The organism is Streptomyces rugosispiralis, assembly GCF_024505145.1.
Taxonomy (GTDB): domain Bacteria; phylum Actinomycetota; class Actinomycetes; order Streptomycetales; family Streptomycetaceae; genus Streptomyces; species Streptomyces rugosispiralis.
Window position 1 is genome coordinate 53501 of sequence record NZ_JANIAA010000027.1, and the last position, 16903, is coordinate 70403.

Annotated in this window: 18 protein-coding genes and 2 pseudogenes; 7 read left to right on the forward strand and 13 right to left on the reverse strand. The window is 68.6% G+C overall.

Annotation, left to right across the window (positions count from 1 at the left end):
- Positions 1–58 precede the first annotated feature (58 nt).
- Positions 59–880: a YmdB family metallophosphoesterase gene (locus NP777_RS31070; RefSeq protein ID WP_256653497.1), complete on the reverse strand. Its 822-nt coding sequence runs from the start codon at positions 878–880 to the stop codon at positions 59–61.
- Positions 881–1134: 254 nt separating this feature from the next.
- Here NP777_RS31070 and NP777_RS31075 point away from each other — a divergent pair, with 254 nt between their 5' ends.
- The gene (locus tag NP777_RS31075; RefSeq protein ID WP_256653498.1) at positions 1135–1971 is read left to right on the forward strand and encodes a GntR family transcriptional regulator; all 837 of its coding nucleotides are present in this window, start codon (positions 1135–1137) and stop codon (positions 1969–1971) included.
- Between the two features lie 65 nt (positions 1972–2036).
- Positions 2037–3299: an alkaline phosphatase family protein gene (locus NP777_RS31080; RefSeq protein ID WP_256653499.1), complete on the forward strand. Its 1263-nt coding sequence runs from the start codon at positions 2037–2039 to the stop codon at positions 3297–3299.
- Positions 3300–4152: 853 nt separating this feature from the next.
- Here the strand turns inward: NP777_RS31080 and NP777_RS31085 are convergent.
- The 3 genes and pseudogenes from NP777_RS31085 to NP777_RS31095 all read right to left on the reverse strand — a co-directional run bounded on the left by NP777_RS31085 (position 4153) and on the right by NP777_RS31095 (position 5561).
- Positions 4153–4590, reverse strand: a complete 438-nt coding sequence (locus NP777_RS31085) for a DUF2267 domain-containing protein (protein ID WP_256653500.1) — start codon at positions 4588–4590, stop codon at positions 4153–4155.
- Between the two features lie 53 nt (positions 4591–4643).
- A pseudogene (locus NP777_RS31090) lies at positions 4644–5005 on the reverse strand (DUF2267 domain-containing protein).
- Positions 5006–5129: 124 nt separating this feature from the next.
- The gene (locus tag NP777_RS31095; RefSeq protein WP_256653566.1) at positions 5130–5561 is read right to left on the reverse strand and encodes an Hsp20/alpha crystallin family protein; all 432 of its coding nucleotides are present in this window, start codon (positions 5559–5561) and stop codon (positions 5130–5132) included.
- A gap of 128 nt (positions 5562–5689) precedes the next feature.
- Between NP777_RS31095 and NP777_RS31100 the strand changes: the two genes are divergently transcribed.
- Positions 5690–6322, forward strand: a complete 633-nt coding sequence (locus tag NP777_RS31100; protein ID WP_256653501.1) for a type III effector protein — start codon at positions 5690–5692, stop codon at positions 6320–6322.
- Positions 6323–6693: 371 nt separating this feature from the next.
- Here NP777_RS31100 and NP777_RS31105 read toward each other — a convergent pair.
- The 8 genes and pseudogenes from NP777_RS31105 to NP777_RS31140 all read right to left on the reverse strand — a co-directional run.
- A pseudogene (locus NP777_RS31105) lies at positions 6694–7002 on the reverse strand (helix-turn-helix domain-containing protein); the annotation flags it as partial.
- Positions 7003–7158: 156 nt separating this feature from the next.
- Positions 7159–7875 carry a 3-keto-5-aminohexanoate cleavage protein gene (locus NP777_RS31110; protein ID WP_256653503.1) on the reverse strand — a complete coding sequence of 239 codons (717 nt, stop codon included), beginning with the start codon at positions 7873–7875 and terminating at the stop codon, positions 7159–7161.
- A 48-nt stretch (positions 7876–7923) separates the two neighbouring features.
- Positions 7924–8622, reverse strand: coding sequence for an RraA family protein (locus NP777_RS31115; RefSeq protein WP_256653504.1), 699 nt, complete (start codon positions 8620–8622; stop codon positions 7924–7926).
- A gap of 8 nt (positions 8623–8630) precedes the next feature.
- Positions 8631–9422 (reverse strand): carbon-nitrogen hydrolase family protein, encoded by a 792-nt coding sequence (locus NP777_RS31120; RefSeq protein ID WP_256653505.1) that lies wholly within the window; start codon positions 9420–9422, stop codon positions 8631–8633.
- A 75-nt stretch (positions 9423–9497) separates the two neighbouring features.
- Complete coding sequence (locus tag NP777_RS31125) at positions 9498–10583, reverse strand: ABC transporter ATP-binding protein (RefSeq protein WP_256653506.1); 1086 nt, start codon at positions 10581–10583, stop codon at positions 9498–9500.
- 2 nt (positions 10584–10585) lie between these two features.
- Complete coding sequence (locus NP777_RS31130) at positions 10586–11668, reverse strand: ABC transporter substrate-binding protein (RefSeq protein WP_256653507.1); 1083 nt, start codon at positions 11666–11668, stop codon at positions 10586–10588.
- A gap of 72 nt (positions 11669–11740) precedes the next feature.
- Positions 11741–12544, reverse strand: a complete 804-nt coding sequence (locus NP777_RS31135; protein ID WP_256653508.1) for an ABC transporter permease — start codon at positions 12542–12544, stop codon at positions 11741–11743.
- Positions 12541–13389 carry an ABC transporter permease gene (locus tag NP777_RS31140; protein WP_256653509.1) on the reverse strand — a complete coding sequence of 283 codons (849 nt, stop codon included), beginning with the start codon at positions 13387–13389 and terminating at the stop codon, positions 12541–12543. Before NP777_RS31140 ends, NP777_RS31135 begins: the two co-directional genes overlap by 4 nt.
- A 378-nt stretch (positions 13390–13767) precedes the next feature.
- On the opposite strand from NP777_RS31140, the gene NP777_RS31145 reads away from it, so the two are divergent.
- Positions 13768–14253 (forward strand): Lrp/AsnC family transcriptional regulator, encoded by a 486-nt coding sequence (locus NP777_RS31145; protein WP_256653510.1) that lies wholly within the window; start codon positions 13768–13770, stop codon positions 14251–14253.
- Here the strand turns inward: NP777_RS31145 and NP777_RS31150 are convergent, their stop codons facing one another.
- On the reverse strand, positions 14254–14724 hold the full coding sequence (locus NP777_RS31150) for an Lrp/AsnC family transcriptional regulator (RefSeq protein WP_256653511.1): 471 nt from the start codon (positions 14722–14724) through the stop codon (positions 14254–14256).
- A 108-nt stretch (positions 14725–14832) separates the two neighbouring features.
- On the opposite strand from NP777_RS31150, the gene NP777_RS31155 reads away from it, so the two are divergent.
- From NP777_RS31155 to NP777_RS31165, 3 genes are all read left to right on the forward strand, one after another.
- The gene (locus NP777_RS31155) at positions 14833–15567 is read left to right on the forward strand and encodes an FGGY-family carbohydrate kinase (protein WP_391858610.1); all 735 of its coding nucleotides are present in this window, start codon (positions 14833–14835) and stop codon (positions 15565–15567) included.
- Positions 15546–16112 (forward strand): HAD family hydrolase, encoded by a 567-nt coding sequence (locus NP777_RS31160; RefSeq protein ID WP_391858611.1) that lies wholly within the window; start codon positions 15546–15548, stop codon positions 16110–16112. Before NP777_RS31155 ends, NP777_RS31160 begins: the two co-directional genes overlap by 22 nt.
- Before the next feature lie 86 nt (positions 16113–16198).
- Entirely contained in the window at positions 16199–16873 is a 675-nt protein-coding gene (locus tag NP777_RS31165) for a LysE family translocator (RefSeq protein ID WP_256653513.1), read from the forward strand.
- The last annotated feature ends 30 nt before the right edge of the window (positions 16874–16903 follow it).

Sequence of the window (16903 nt, forward strand, 5' to 3'; positions counted from 1 at the left end):
CGGTTCGACAGGAGCGTGCGATACGGGTGCTGAAGCCCGTTGATCGGCGGGAGCAGGGTCAGAAGACGCGTTCCAATTCCGTGGTACGGCCGCCTTCGATGGTCAGAACCACGGCACCGAGCGTCATCGGACCGGTGGCGAGCTCATAGGGAGGCAGCTTCGCTGGATCGTCTCCTTGCAGGCCGGCGACCCAGTGGAGCGGATCGATACCGGTAACTCCGCCCAGGCGTCCGGTCATCCCGACGTCGGTGACCAATGCGGTGCCGCCCGGCAACCGGTGCAGGTGATAAGTGGCCTCATGGGTATGGGTCCCGAGGACGGCGGCGGCGGTGCCGTCCACGGCGTGGGCGAAGGCGTGCTTCTCGCTGATGACGAGTCCGTGGAGGTCCACGAGCACCGCTCCGGCCTTGTCCGCGGCGCGCCATGCGGGCCACAGTGGCTGAACGCCGTCGGGGGAGGCGAGCCACCGCTGGAACAGGGGGTTGGGTTCGACGACCGCCGAACGGCTCATGAGGTTGAGCACGGTCAGCTTCTCGCCGTGAACGTCGATCGTGACGCTGCCCCGGCCCGGGAGTCCATCAGGCATATTGGCTGGCCGGACGACCCTGGGGTGCGCGAGGGCCGACTCCACCGTCGTCATCTCTCCGTCCCACGCATGGTTACCGCTCGTGATCACGTCCACTCCGGCGCCGCGGAGCCGGTCGGCCAGCGCCCTGGTCATTCCGAAGCCGGTGCGGATTCGAGGACCGCTCTGCTCGGCGTTTTCCGCGTTCACGACGACTGCGTCAGCACTCACCTCCGCACGCAGTGAGGGCATCCGTTCGACGACGTACTCGGCTGCCTCGGGACCGACGACGTCACCCAGGAACAACACCTTCACCTGTTACCTCCTGATCGTTTTCACGGTTCTGCCTGGTCAGTTATACTTGTGTAGACTTCTAAATAAGGTGAGCGGGCGTCGAAGGCCAGGTGAACAGATGTCGATCGCAGGTGCAGGGCCGGTGTCCTTCGGCCGCGGAAGCCCTTCGAGGTGACCACCGATCGGGTGGCGGCTGGACCGGGGAGGGCCCCGAGAGCCGCGGACCAGAGGGTGGTCGACCATGTACCGCACGTAGATGAAGGAGGCATGCCAAGATGACTGCCGCGGCAGGGGAGATGGGGGATGGCGGTGAGCGGCGACGGCCGATCACTCCGCTCCCGCGAGGTGCGGGCACGGCGCTGTGGGACGCGATCCGCGCCGATCTGCTCGACCGGATCAAGCGGTTGGAGTTCGCCGCTGGGGAGCAGCTGCCCAGCGAGGCGTCCCTGGCGGACGGTTATGGCGTCAACCGGATGACGGTCCGTCGGGCGCTTGCCGAGCTCGCGCGAGCCGGAGCGGTACGCACGGAGCACGGCGTAGGGTCCTTCGTCGCACCTCAGCCCATCCGGCACCGCATCGACGACGGCAATATCAGCCTGCTGGAGTCCATGAACTCGCGCGGGCACGCCGTTCGCCAGGAACACCAGCAGGTGATCACTCATCCCGATCCCGCCGCGACCGGCGACCAAGGCGTACCAGGGCTGGCTCAACTGGCCGGAGTGGGGCTGAGCTCACCAAGCGAGTTGTGGACCTTCCCCGCCTTCCCCGGGCCCCTGGTCGAGTACCGCTACAAACTGCTCCTCGACGAGGTTCCCTGGTGCCGGTCATTCGCGGTGCTGCCCAGCCAACTGGTTCCCGAGGACTGGGATCGCGACAAGAGCGTCTTCAACGCCGTGGCCGACGCTCACGACCTGCAATTGCGCCGGGACGATCGCCGATTCTCCGCACTCGCCGCCGACGCGCGGGACGCCGCGCTACTCGACATCGCAGTCGGAGCCCCGTTGCTGCTGCTCAGCGGTACCAATGTCGATCAGCACGGCCGGATCGTCGCGTACATCGTTCACCGCATCCGCGGTGACCGGGCCGAATACGCCCTGCACGTCCCACGCTGACGTCCCCGCGTCCGTCCAAGGGCGTACCCCAACATCAAATCGCCACCACCGGAGTGTATTCCCCTATGTCTTCTCCTGTGTCATCCACAGTCTCAGCCGTCACAGTCAACGGCACTGTCTATAGCATCCCCAGCCGGCCGACTGTCGTCGTGACCATCGACGGATGCGCTGTGGACTACCTGACCGCGGCGCTGAACGCCGGCCGCATGCCGAATCTGCGCGCCCTCCTGGACGGCGGAGCCTTCTTCGTGGACGCACTGTCGGAAATGCCAAGCTTCACCAACCCCAACAATGTCTCCATTGTCACCGGCGTTCCTCCCGTCCAGCACGGCATCATCGGAAACTACTACCGCGACCGCGACGGACGGGAACGCCAGCTCACCGAGGTGAGCGACCTCCGCGTCACCACCATCCACGCCGCACTGCACCAGGTCGGGGTGCCTGTCTTCGTCGTCACCGCGAAAGAGAAACTCCGCCGACTGCTCGGCATCGGCGGCGTCCCCACAGTGAGCGTGGAGCAGGCCGCTTCCAACCTCATCTCCCCGTTCGGTGACGGCACCGCATCCGAGCTCGTAGGACGACCCGCCCCGCATATCTACGACTGGGACGCGAGCATCTACGCCCTCGACATCGGGCTGGCGGCCCACCGCCAAGCGGGTCCCATCGGCCTGCTCTACATCTCCTTCACCGACTACGTCCAGCACCGCGAGCCGCCGGGATCACCGCTGGCCAACCAGTTCTATGCCGCCTTCGATGACCGGCTCGCCCAATACCTCGACGCCGGCTATGTCGTCGGCATCACCGCCGATCACGGCATGAACTCCAAGCACCACCCGGACGGGGCACCTCGAGTGCTCATGCTCGAAGACATCCTCCGTGACGCCGGAATCCCCGGCCACGCAGTGCTTCCCATCACCGATCCCTACACCGCTCACCACGGCGCACTGGGATCCTTCGCCTGGCTGTACACCGAGCCCGTCCACCGCGAACGCGCCATCGAACTGCTCGGTAACACCGCAGGTATCACTGAGGTCTACACCGGTAGCGAAGCAGCCACAGCGTTCGAACTACCCAGCGATCTCACGGGTGACATCGCCATAGCCGCCGATCGGCACACGGTCCTCGGAAGATCATCCGCCTTTCACCGCCAGGCCGAACCGCCCAGGCACCTCCGCTCGCACGGCGGCAGATACGAGCAGCTGATCCCTTTGATCGTCAGCGAGAAGCCCTCGGACGCCTATCTTCACAGCAGGCGCGGCCGCCCGCATCGCAACCGATACATTCACGACATCCTGCTTAACGGGTGCCAGTCGGGAGCACGTCAGTGACGTGGCTCGGCATGGCTTACGCTACGCGCCGCACACTTCAACCTGCTGGGTGAGTACTCCTGGCCGAGCCTGGCCGAGCGGCAGGAATCCCTCACCAGGGTGCTCGGCTACTCGGCCAGGACCGGCCGCGGCCACGCTGGGCCGGAGAGCTCGCCCGGACCTTCAACCAGCCAGCCCCGCGGAAGCGCGGCACCGAGCACATGGTCGCCCTGGTCGGACGAGTCCTGGCCGACCCCGAGGACGTTTTGGACAGCCTTCTGGAAGGAATGCGCGTATCAGCGTTACGACGTCACGGACTTCGCGGAACGTGCCGCACGTCGCTATGTCGGCGCTGTGCACGCCCATGTCGGCTTCCTCAAGCTGCTGCGGGAGGTGGCGACCGGGTCCCGCCGAACCGACATTGACACCGCGATCGTCAACGCCCTCCTCGACGCCGCCGGCGCCGACACCGGGTTCCGCCGCCACGACCTGCTGACCCGGGCCGCGACCGAAGCACGGGATCGACGCTGCCGTAGACCTGCGAGACGCCCTGTGGCGAACCGCGGAAGACGTCCATCCGGCGATGCGCGAAGACGCCGACGACGGCCGTCGTGCCGCAGGCCGCAGGCGTGATGTTCGCCCTCGCCGACGTCCAGCCCGAGGCGGACGCCTATGTCGCTGATGTCGATCACGCACTTCCTCCGGGGAAGGTCATACCGCCCGGCCTCGACGTGGCACCCGCTGCCGGCAACCACGTTACGCAGAGCCTTGCCAGATGGGCTGGCGCTCGTGCCCCTATCAGCGGTCTACCGGTGCCTCCCGGCCCGGGGACACGCGGGCGCGGCCGCGGACAGCAGCCGAGCCCGCGCGCCGTCTATGCGGCCTGGGTGAGTTCGGCGCGGCCGAACAGCAGGGGGTAGCCGGCGGGGAGCTGGTGGAGGATGCGGGTGAGCAGGTCGGGGCCGGCATAGGCGGCGACGGCGGAGAACACGGAGCCGGTGTCCCAGCGGGTGGTGGCCAGGGAGGCGCCGGAGCGGGAGGCGAGGTCCTTGACGAAGGCAAAGCCGGTCAGCGGCTGGGTGTCGGGGATCTGCACGGTCAGCACGCGTGCTGCTTCTAGGGGCAGGCAGCCGGCCAGGTCGACGCGTTCGTCGCCGGTCAGCTGACGCCCGAGCCCTCCCAGGACGAGGCGTACGGCTTCTTCGGCTCTCTCGCGGGTGGGGTAGGCGCCTTCGTAGCGGACCTTCTCCAGCATCTGCTCGTACGCCCTCCCGTACGGCTGCTGGGACGGTGCGTGCCGGTCGGAGATCACTGCGGTGGTTGCCTTTCTTGCTGTGGCCGGTGTCCGGGCGCCGGGCGGGATGGTCAGGTGGGGTGGGGGCGGCCGAAGAGCAGGTCGTAGACCGCGGGGAGCTGGAGCAGGATCTGGCCCGACAGGTCCTCGCTGGCGGCGTCGGCGTCGGTGGACAGCACCGCGCCGACGTCCCAGGCCGCGGTCTGCTCGGTGGCGCCCTCGATCCACGCGGCGGTCGCGCGGACGAACCGCTCCGGGGCAGCGGCTCGGCGCTCTGCAGCGGGTTGAGCAGGATCAGGGCGAACTCCTCCGGCAGGCGCGCCGGCATCTGGGCGCGAACGTCGCCGACCAGGTGCGCGCCGGGCAGAGCGAGCACCGCGCGGGCCGCGCGCCCGGCTTCCTCCCAAGTGGCATACTCGCCGCGTTCGGTCACGTGGCCGAGGAACGCTGCGCGTCGCGGGGCATCTCGGCCGCCCCCTTCGGATTGCCTACGGGGGTGCGGAGGGCGGGGTGAGGGGGAGATCAGGTGCCCGCCCTCCGCGCCTGTCCAGCTGGTGTCAGCCGGAGATCTCCTTGTGGCCGGATCCGACGCCGATGGAGATCTTGCGGGGCTTGGCGCGCTCGGCGATGGGGATGCGCAGGGTGAGCACGCCCGCGTCGTAGTCGGCCTGGATGTGCTCCGTGTCGAGGGTGTCGGCGAGCGCGATCTGGCGGGAGAAGACGCCCAGCGGCCGTTCGGACAGTTCCACCTTCACGTCGTCGGCCTTCGCCACCGGCCGCCGTTCGGCCTTGACGGTGAGCATGTTCCGCTCGACGTCGATGTCGATCGCGTCCGTGCTCACGCCGGGGAGGTCGAAGGCCACCACATATTCGTCGCCCTCGCGGTAGGCATCCATCGGCATCGCCGACGGCCTCGACCAAGTGCCCGGGCCCATCAGCTGCTGCGTCAGCCGGTCCAGCTCACGGAAGGGATCAGTGCGCATCAACATCGTGAAAGCACCTCCAGCAGGTTCGAGCAGTTGCTGCCAATGCGCTGCACTGACACTGTTGTAACATGTCATCCAGTGGATGACAAACATGGTGTCGTCCATGTGACGACAATCCGAGGGAGGTGCCCGTGACCGCAGCCCACCAGCCGCCCACGACCAGCACGAACGCCCACAGCCCGGCGTCGTTCCTCGCCGCCGCGGCGGCCCTTAACGCCATAGACGACGCCCTGCGCGAAGCCCAGCAAGAGTCCCCGGACACCCCCGACGCGCCCGATCCCGGGCCGGAGCAGGCGCTGGTCTCCCTGCTGCTGCTGCGGCAGGTCCGCGAGCAACTCGCCGGATGGGAAACCGGCCTGATCGAAACGGCCCGCGCTGCGGGTGCCAGCTGGGCCGACCTCGCCCACCCCCTCGGCGTCGCCAGCCGCCAGGCCGCCGAACGCCGCTACCTGCGCGGCCGCCCCGGCCCCGCCGGAACCACCGGCGAACAACGCGTCCAGGCCACCCGCGAACGCCGCGCCGCCGAACGCACCACCGCCACCTGGGCCCGGGCCAACGCAGCCGACCTGCGCCGCCTGGCCGGCCAGATCGCCGCCCTCACCGACCTGCCCGCCACGGCCCACCGCCCGCTCAGCCAGCTCCACGCGGCCCTCGCCCACGACGACCCCTCCGACCTCATCGCCCCCCTGACCGCCACCCGCCCCCACCTGACCGCCACCCACCCCGACCTCGCAGCACAACTCGACACCCTCACACACCCCTGAACCCACCCGTTCCGGTTGTCTGTTCCGTTCCTGCTTGGGCCCCGGGACGTGGGGGCATGCCCAGGTGAATTCGGCCATTTCCAGGTAGGTGACCCGCCCCATGATGTGCTGCCCGCGCCCGCCAGCCGGTCTGCGAAGCTCACACCCGGAGTGAACGGGGAGTGCCCCGCAACGCTACCGGTCCCGCAACACGGCACCCCTGCGGCCTGACCACAGGACCGGGGCGACGATTGAGAGAGCAAAGCGGCCACAGCCCGGATGCGGCCGTATCGACCGCGAGTGCGGCTGCTGCCTGATGGCCCGTCAAGGAGGCGGCCAGGCGGCCTTCAGGAGTCGCCGGCCGCCTCCCCGAGGCCTGCTCTCGATCCACTTGCCAGTGTCCACGTGTGGTCCGGCCGGCCGTGCGTGACCGGCCCCTTGGCGAGCTCCTGCTCGAGCACGGTGAACAGGGCCTCGCTCAGCTTGGGCCGTGAGACGGGCCCGGCAGACCGCAGCCCCTCGGTGCCGGCGTCGTGCCGGGCCCGGCGCCGGCGCTGCACCGAGCGCACACTCACCCGTAAGTCCTTGGCGACCTCGGCGTTGGAAGTACCGGCAGCGAATCGCTTCGCGACCTCCAGCCGGATCCGCTCGCGAAACGCCTGCCGTTCAGGCGTCAGCCCACCACCCTGCGGATATCTCATACAACCGGCATACCGCGACGATCACACATCGTCAGCCCCCAACGACAACACGCCCCCAAGGTCAGTAATCAGCCACACCTGCACGGCAGGGAAACCTCAGAGGGCCATCGGGGGCAAGGAGAGCGACGGGTCGGTCGTCCGACCCCGTAGCTCCCATTAGGCCGCGATGGCGCGGGCGGCGCGGACGAGGGCGCTGTTGTCCGGGGCCAGGGTGCCGTCGGGGAGGTGGACGCCGTCCTCGAAGCCGATGCGAGTCTGGTGGCCGTCCTCCAGCGCGGCGCGCAGAACCGGCCAGGTCGTGGCGGTTTCGCCGTGGTAGAGGAGGGGGCAGCGCACGCCGGCCTCGCGGATGCGGGCGGCCATCGCCCGGGCGTGGGCCACGGCCGTGTCCGGTTCGGCGTCCATGGGCTCGATGAGGATGCGTACGTTGGCGTGGAGTGTTGGCGAGGCGAGCAGGGCGGGGACGTCGTCCAGACTCCACACCGCGCTTTCCAGGATCATGCCTCGGGAGACGACCAGGGACGCCGTTTCGGCGGCGCCTTCCTCGCTGAAGGCGACGGAGGCGAAGTCCGGCAGGACCTCCCATGCCTTGACCAGCGCGTAGCGTTCCTCGGGACCTGAGCAGGTCCACAGACCGGTGGTGGTGCCGAGGATCGCGCCGGGCGCGGTGGCGCGGACCTCGCGCAGTACCTCGGCCAGGGCGTCGGGAGCGATGGTCTGGCCGCCGTCCGGGGTGCGGACGTGGAGGTGGACGATGTCCGCGCCGGCGGCGATCACGGCGGCGGTGTCCGCGGCGAGTTCCCTCGGGGTGACGGGGACTGCGGGGTGTTCGGTCTTGCTGCGTCCGCCGTTGACGGCTGCTTTGAGGAACATGGGAGCCTCCTTGTCGGGTACGGGAGTCGGTGATGCGGTGGTTGTGGCCTACGGGTTCTCGGTGGGCGTGGCCGCGGCCAGCAGCTTCTCCACGGTCGCCGTGGCCTTCGTGAGCTCGCCCAGGGGGCGGCCCGCGTACAGGTCCGCTACGAGAGAGGGCTCCTCCTGGTCGTCGAGGAGGGCTTCGTCGAGTACGGCTGCGAGGCGTGCGGCAGGGGCGATAAGCACGCCGTTGGCGTCGCCCAGGACGAGATCGCCCGGCCCGGCGGGTACCGCACCGCATGTGACGGGGACGTTCAGGCCGCCGTCGGGTATGCCGTGCAGCTTGGTGGTCAGCAGGGAGGTGCCGTACGCGTAGACCGGCAGGCCGAGTTCGCGCAGTGCGTCGACATCGGTGCAGACGCCGTCCACGACGGCGCCGGCCGCTCCGCGCGCGGCGAGGGCGTTGACGACGACCTCGCCGAGAGGGGCGTGGCGGCGGTCCCCGCCGCAGTCGACGACCACGATGTCGCCGGGACCCACCAGGCTCGCGGCGTGATGCAGCAGGGTTGAGTCCGTGGGGGTGATGCGTACGGTCACGGCGCGGCCGACGAGTCTGCCCGCACCAGCGATCCGCCGCAGCAGTGGGTCACAGAAGCCCTCTTCGAGGTAGTGGCCGAGGGTGGGGAAGTCGACCCGGGCGAGGCGCTCGGCCAATGCACTGTTGAGGGGCGCGAGTTGGGACAGGTCCCGGATGTGGAGCGGCATGGGGGTGGTCACCTCGGTCCGATGATGATGCGGCGGTTGCGGAGTACCGGCAGGACGGTGCGGGCGCGGTCGATGCGGTGCTTGTCGGCGTCGATCACGAACAGGGCGCGTTCCTCTTCGCCGAGGGCTCCGCGAACGATGCCCAGCGGGTCGACGGCCATGCTCATCCCGATGCAGTCGGGCGTGGTGAGCGAGGCTGCCACCACCCAGCAGGTGTTCTCGATCGCCCTGGTGCGCAGCAGCGTCGTCCAGTGGTCCTCCTTCAGCGGGCCGCGCACCCAGGCCGCCGACACCGACAGGAGGTCGGCGCCCATCTCCACCAGGGAGCGGGTGAACTCGGGGAAGCGGACGTCGTAGCAGTTGACCAGCCCGACGTTGAACTCGCCTATGCGCACCACGCAGGGGCCCTCGTCGCCGCGCTGGACCTCGCGGGACTCCCGGTAGTCGAAGGCGTCGTACAGGTGCATCTTGCGGTAGCGGCCGAGGAGTTCGCCGTCCGCGGAGACGGCCGCGATGGTGTTGTACGGGAGGGCGGCACCGCTGCCCTCATAGCCACCCGCGATCACCGCGGTGCCGTGGGCGGCCGCCATGCGGGACAGTCCGTCGAGGAAGACGGGCCAGTGCTTCTCCGCGACGTCCCGAAGGGGTTGTGCGGCGGCCTCGGCCGGGATCATCGACTCCTCGGGAAAGGCGACGAGTTCGGCGCCCGCCATCACGGCCTCGCCGACCATCTCCTCGATGGTGGTGAGATTGCGGCCCACGTCGGCGGTGGGAGCGAACTGGGCTACGGCGACCTTCAAGGCCGTATCTCCTTGCTGTGGGGGTGGGTTACGGGACGCAGGTGCGAAACAGGCTTCCGATGAGAGGGGCCGCGGTCACTCGGCCAGGAGCCGGGATGCCTGGGGATCCCAGTGGGCCAGTACCGGTCCGCCGGCGGTGAGCCCGGCGGGGCCGGTGCCGTGCGTCTCCGCGATGAAGGGGCCGCCGTCGGCGAGGGCGAGGTGATAGCGGGTGGCGCTGCCGAGGTAGACGACGGACTGGAGAGTGGCGGGCAGGCTCGCCCGCTCGGGCGGGGGTGCCGGATCCCCGGAGGAGATGCGGACGTGCTCGGGGCGTACGGCGAGGTGGGCCTCGCCGGTGAAGGCGTCGGCCGGCAGCGGTACGGTTCCCAGGCCGTCCACCGTGAGGACGGCACCGTCCGACTTCCCGGTCAGGAAGTTGGAGGTGCCGATGAACTCGGCGACGAAGCGTGTTGCCGGGCGCTCGTAGATGTCTTCCGGGGTGCCGACCTGGACGACGCGGCCGTCGTGCATGACCGCGATGCGGTCGGACATGGTCAGGGCCTCCTCCTGGTCGTGGGTGACCGTGACGAAGGTGACCCCGACCTCGCGCTGGATCTTCTTCAGCTCCAGTTGCATCTCGGCCCGCAGCTTCTTGTCGAGTGCGCCGAGCGGCTCGTCGAGCAGGAGCAGCGAGGGTCGGCCGATCAGGGCGCGGGCGATGGCGACGCGCTGGCGCTGGCCACCGGAGAGCTGGGAGATGGCCCGGTCGCCGTAACCCTCCAGGCGGACCAGGGCGAGGGCGTCGCGGACGGCCTCCGCGATGGCCTGCTTGGGGTGTGACTTGCGCACCTTCAGCTCGAAGGCGACGTTGTCGTGGACACTCAGGTGCGGGAACAGCGCGTAGCTCTGGAAGAGCATGTTCAGGTCCCGCTTGTGCGCCGGGACGCCGCCCGCCGGGACGCCGCCGAGTTCGATGGCACCCTCGGTGGGTTCCTCGAAGCCGGTGATCATGCGCATCAGCGTGGTCTTGCCGCAGCCGGACGGGCCGAGGATGGAGAAGAACTCATTGGGCCGGATATCGAGGGTGACGTCGCGGACAGCGTGGGTGGAGCCGAACGACTTGCCGACCCCGCTCAGCCGCACGGCCGGCACGGTGGTCTGCGTGGGGGAGACGGTCATGGTCAGGACGCCTTCACCTTGGTCCAGCCCTGCTGGAAGTACTGCATGGCGGTGCCCGGGTCGAGGAGGAAGTCGGCCTTGGCGATGGCGGAGTCGGGCGCGTAGACCGCGGGGTTGTTCAGCGCCGCCTTGCCCTTGACGTAGGACCGGGCCGCCTGGTTGGCACTGGCGGAGGAGCCGTCGTCGGTGGCCTTGGCCGCGACTTCGGGCCGCAGCAGGTAGTTGATGAACTTGTAGGCCGACGTGGTGTTCTTGGCGCCCTTGGGGACCGCGAGTCCGTCGGTCCACACCGAGCCGCCCTCCTCCGGGATCACGTAGTGGACGTGGGAGTCGGACTGCACGACCTTGGCCATCGCGGTACCGCTCCACGCCTCGGCCGCGCACGCCCGGCCGCTGGCGAGCAGCTGCGGGTAGTTGGTCGAGTTGTAGCCCGCGAGGATGTTCTTCTGCTTCTGGAGGACGGAGGTGGCCTCGGAGATCTGGTCCTTGTCGGTGCTGGTCGCGCGGTGGCCGGTGACCTGGAGTCCGGCGATGTAGGCGGCCAGCATGTTGTCGAGCATGTACAGCTTGCCCTTGTACTTGCTGTCGAAGAGGGTCTTCCAGCTGGTCGCGGACTTGACGCACTTGTCGTTGTAGGCGAAGCCGGTGGTGCCCCAGATCCACGGGACGGTGTACTTGAGGCCCTTGTCGTAGGACGGGTCGCGGAACTTCGCGGCGAGGTTGTCCAGGCCCTTGATCTTCGCGTGGTCCAGGGGCTGGACGAGCTGCTGGCCGATGAGCTGCTGCACCGTGTACTGGCTGGGCTCGACCAGGTCGTAACCGGACGAGCCGGAGCTGAGCTTGGCGGTCATCGTCTCATTGCTGTCGAAGGTGTCGACGGTGACCTTGATGCCGGTCTCCTTCTCAAAGCCCTTCACCACGCTGTCGGGGACCTCCCCGGCCCAGGCGTAGATGTTCAGGTTCTTGCCCCCGCCGGAAGAGGAGGTGGCGGTTGCACCGGAGCCGCCGCAGGCCGAGGCGAGCAGGGCGGAAGAGGCGACGAAAGAGGTAGCCAGGAGGGTTCTGGAAACAGCGCGACGGGGCATGGCAGGGCCTTTCGAGAACGTACTGGAGGGGCGCGGACGACGGTGCGGGGAGCGGGCGGGGCGAGCGCGGGTTCAGCCGGGGGTGCCGTCGCCGCCGACGAGGACGCGGCGCATCTGACGCAGGCCGGCGCCGAGGATGATCAGGAAGGTGAACAGGACGAGGAGGGTGCCGAGCGCGTTGATCTCGGGGGTGAGGCCGCCCTTGAGCAGCGAGTAGACGCGCAGCGGGAGGGTGGTGGTGCCGACACCGCTGGTGAAGGTCGACATCACGATGTTGCCGAAGGAGATGGTGAAACAGAGCAGCCAGGCCGCCACCAGGGGCTGCCGGAGCAGCGGGAGGGTCACCCGGCGAAAACGCTGCCAGGCGTTGCAGCCGAGGTCGGCGGCGGCCTCGTCGAGCGCTGGATCGAGGGCACCGTGGGCGCCCAGGACGATGAGGGCCGCGTACGGCAGGGTCACCACGAGATGGCCGAGGACCAGCGTGGTCAGGCCCAGGTCGGCCCGCAGGGTGCCGAAGACCGACAGGAGGGCCACGCCCAGCACGATCTCGGGGATGACCAGCGGCAGGAACAGGCCGCCGGAGAAGACCGCCCGGAAGCGGCGGCCGAGCCGGGCCATGCCCATCGCGGCCAGCAGCCCGCCTGCGGTGGCCAGGGTCGCGGAAGCCACGCCGACCTCGGCGCTGACCCGCAGCGAGGACAGCAGATCGGTGTCGCCCGCGAGGACGCCGTACCAGCGGGTGCTGAACCCGGCCCACTTGTAGGTCACGTCGGAATCGTTGAACGAGAGGACGACGACGACCACGATCGGCACGTACAGGAAGACGATGACACCACGGGCCAGCCACCCGGTGGCGCGGTCGGCAAGGGACCTCACGACGTTCCGCCTTTCCGCTGGGCCCGCCTCAGCCGCCCGGCCGCTGCCCCGAACACCGCCAGCGAGACGATCATCAGCGCCAGCAGGACGACGGAGGCCGCCGCGCCCATGGGTTGGTTCCGGAACTCGGTGTAGAGGGTGACGATGAGGTTGCCGATGAGCTGGTGCTTGCCCCCGCCGAGCAGGACGGGGATCACGAAGACCCCAAGGGTGGGCACGAAGGTGAGCAGCGCCGCCGCCAGCAGACCGGGACGGGCCAACGGCAGCAGAACCCTGGTGTGCACCCGCCACCAGCCGCAGCCCAGGTCCCGTGCCGCCTCACCGAGCGCCGGGTCGACGCCGCGCAGGCTGGCGTACACCGGGAAGATCGCGGTCGGCAGGAACGCGTAGACGAGACCGACGAAGGAGGCACCCTGGCTGGGGATCCATTCGGTCGGGCCGTGCGTCAGTCCGAGGGCGTCGGTGAGGGCGTTCACCGGGCCACCGGGGCTGAGCAGGTTGATCCAGGCGAAGGTCCGCACCAGGAAGTCGGTCCAGAACGGCACGATGATCAACAGGAGCAGCAGCCCCTGACGCCGCGGCGGCCGTCCGACGAGGTAGTACGAGACCATGTAGCCCAGGACGAGACACACGACGGAGTTCAGCGCCGCCATGCCCAGGCTGTAGCCGAACACCTTCAGATAGACCGGGTCCAGCAGCTCGTGGTAATTCGCCAGAGTGAAGCCGCCCTGGATGCCGCCGTACGGATCGGCGGTCGCGAAGCTGTTCCGCAGGACCAAGGCCAGCGGAACCAGCACCAGCGCGCCGACGGTGAGCCCGGCGGGGGCGAGGAGGGCTGCGGTCACTGCGGTGCGCCGGACGCCGGTCCGCCGGGTCGGCACAGCCGGCGGGAGGCTGACGGACGGCGGGGGGCTGACGGGCGGCGGCGCGGCCACTGTCTCCGTCACCGCGGACCGCGTGGCGACGTGGGAGGGGGTGCGTGCATGTGCTCTGCCTCCTTGGATTTCGGCTGGACGACCGGTGCGGTCGCTGGGCCGTCCTGTTTGCGGAACAGCTTCTGCCAGGGGGACAGGAGGTGAACAGGCACCGCGGCATCGAATCGAGTGGAATCGCGTGCCCCGTTCCACGCATTTCGCAACCGGCCGCCGACACCGGCCGGATTCCCACGCTGTCCGTGCCGGGTGATGATGGTGGTGAGACAAAGGACGGAAGGGGAGGTGCTCATGATCGACGACCTCGACCGGCAGATCATCGACCAGTTGCGGGTCGACGGCCGACGGTCCTTCGGTGAGATCGGCCGCTCCGTGGGGCTGTCGGAGGCGTCCGTGCGGGCCCGTTTCCAGCGCTTGCAACGCCGGGGCATCATCCAGGTCGTGGGCATGACCGACGCGGTGAAGCTGGGGGAGATAGGGGTTCACCTGGCCGTACGCGTGCACCACATCCCGGTGTCCCTGGTCGCGCGTGAACTGTCGAGGATGCCGGAAGTGCGTTACGTCGCTTCGTGCGTCGGCCCCTACGACCTGATCGCCGACGTGCGCTGCCGGGACCTCTCACACCTGTCCGAGCTGCTCACCGAACGGGTCCGCCGGGTGAACGGGGTCGCCCATGCGGAAGCGCTCACGGTTCTGGACGTACTCAAGGACACGTACCTGTGGGCCGGCTTCCGGGAACTGCCCGCCGCCCCGGGCGACCGGATCCTCCCGCCGTGATCACTTCCCGGTCTCGCTCTGTCCCACCGCGCTGGTGAGACCGTTCCACGAGTAGTCCTTGAACAGTTCGAGCAGCAGTAGGACCTGCACCTTGGACACACCGGGCAGCATCCGGATGCTGTCGAGGAGCTGCACCAACTGCGCCTGGTCCCGGCAGGTGCCCTCCAGGAAGATGTCCTGACTCCCGGCGCACAGCGCCACGTGGTTGATCATCGCCATGTCCGCAAGGCTCTTGGCGACGGCGCGGGGAGTGAGGTCACGCACCCGGATCATCAGGCGGACGGACTGATGGCCCAGAGTGAGCGGGTTGCACAGGGCCACGATGCGCAGAGCTCCGCTCTCCTGGAGCCGCGAGACGCGCTGGCGCACGGTGGCCTCCGACACCCCCAGATCACGTGCGAGCGCCGTGTACGGCGTCCGGCCGTCCCGGGTGAGTGTCTGCATGATCTTCTGGTCCAGCTCGTCGATCACGAATGACCTCCTGCTCCGATGGTACGTGCTGCCCGTCGGCCGGCTCCTGTGTGGAAGGACGAAGGCTGCCAGATAGAGACCTCGGCCTCGAGCCTGTCTCCTTGGCGGTTGCGGGCCAGCCGAGTGCCTGGGGGGATCGAGTCCGGCCTGTGCACCCTCGACGGGAAGCACGTGGACGCCGTGCTCGACGCAAGCCAAGTGGACGCGGAACGGCTCCCGCCCGTCCTGAATCCCGGTCAGCAGGCCGGTCGGCTGTTGGCGGCCGCCGCGGAGGCGACCGGTCTGCCCGCCGGGGTGCCGCTCCTCGCCAGCGGCGCCGACCACGTACTCTCCGCCTACGCGGCGGGCGTGGCGGAGCCGGGCGACTGGCTGATCAAGCTCGGCGCCGCGGGGGACATCCTCGCGGCCTCGCGGGAGAACGTCGTCGACCCGCGGTTGTACCTCGATGCACACCCTGTCCCCGGGCGGTGGCTGCCGAACGGCTGCATGGCGACCAGCGGCAGCCTGATCCGCTGGTACCAGAGCCTCGCCGGTGGCGAGGATCTACTCACCCTGGACGCCGAGGCGGCCGAGCGAGCGCCGGCCGCGGTGCTGTGCCTGCCCTACTTCCTCGGCGAGAAGAGCCCGCTCCACGACCCCGACCTGCGCGGCACCTTCGCCGGGCCGCGTCTGGGGCACACCCGCGCCGACCTGTACCGGTCCGTGCTGGAGGCGATCGCCTTCGGCTTCCGGCACCACACCGTGGCTCAGCCTATTTTTCTGCGGAGCGCGATACTCTCGCTCATTTTGGCTATGAGGGTTTCACTGCCGCCGACCACTCCTTGTTTACTGGAATGGGAATGAAGGAGATGTGGGAGGAGATCGCCGCCGCTTGGGGGTTGGATGTTTCTCCTGCCGAGCTTTTAGAATGCAGTAATCGCTTCTATCTCCGTCATGTGAGAGGAGGCGTTCGAGTCTTTTCCGAGGTGGTGGAGCTCGCCCGCTTGTTGAGGGGTGCTGGTTTTGCGATAGCTGTGGCATCAGGGTCGTCTCTAGAGGTCATTCAAGTCGTCCTGTCCTGTGCGGGACTGGATTATCTCTTTCCCGTCCGGGTGTCTGCCGAAGAAGTACAGCAGGGCAAACCTGAGCCGTTCGTCTTCTTGGAGGCCAGCCGTTTGCCGTCGGTGGAACCTGATCGGTGTGTCGTCGTCGAGGATGCCTCCGTAGGGGTGGAGGCTGGGCTGCGGGCAGGGATGCGGTGCGTGGCGGTAACAGCTGCTGCTGCGCTCACGCATCCGCGTTCCGCTTGTTCGGGGCGGTTGTTGCTCGCCGAGCGTGACGCCTTCGATGCCCGGGCGGTCTTGCACTGGATCGGCCAGGGGCGTTACCCGTTCGAGCATGATGGATAGCTGACTTGCTGATGCTAGGGGAGAGTCTGGCTCAACTTGTCACCCTTCCTGTTGGGGATCAGGCAACTGGGGGTACATGCGCATTTATGGTTTCCGATATCGAGTGGGCGACGTTCTTCCCGTCGGCAGTCTTGCTTGCTGCTACGCCGGGAGCCAATCAGCTGTTGATTCTGCGTAACGGGTTACGTCACGGTCCGCGTCCGGCGATCAGCGCTTCCACCGGGCGCTTTGCCGCCTTCGCGCTGATGGTGGTGGCGGTGGCGGCTGGGCTGGGGGCTGTACTGACCGCTTCTGAGGTGGCGTTCAATGCCATCAAATGGTGTGGTGTGGCCTATCTGCTCTGGCTCGGGGGGCGGACGATGCTGACGGCGGCGCGAAAAGACCCTGCTCAAGGACAGAAGACAACAGGAGCTCAGCAGGCGCCTGCAGAGGATACTCAAGATCGTGGGGCCGATCTGGCTTCGTGGCGGCTGGCCCGTCAGGAATTCATCGTGGCGGCATCGAACCCCAAAGCGGTAATTCTGTTCACCGTGTTCCTTCCGCAGTTCCTGGTCAACGGCGCCGAGGATGTCACGATTCCGCTCCTTGTCCTCGGCGCCGCGTATATCGGCGTGGAGTTCTGCTGCGCGTGCGGGTACGCGGCCCTCGGGGGGCGGCTGAGGTCGATGGGGCTCACTCAGCGGATCCGGAGGCTGCTGGACGCGATGACCGGGGCAGCGATGCTGGGACTGGCCGGCTGGCTGGCGGCGGAGAACCAGTAGCGGAGCCGGCCCGTCCCGCTCGTCGCGGTC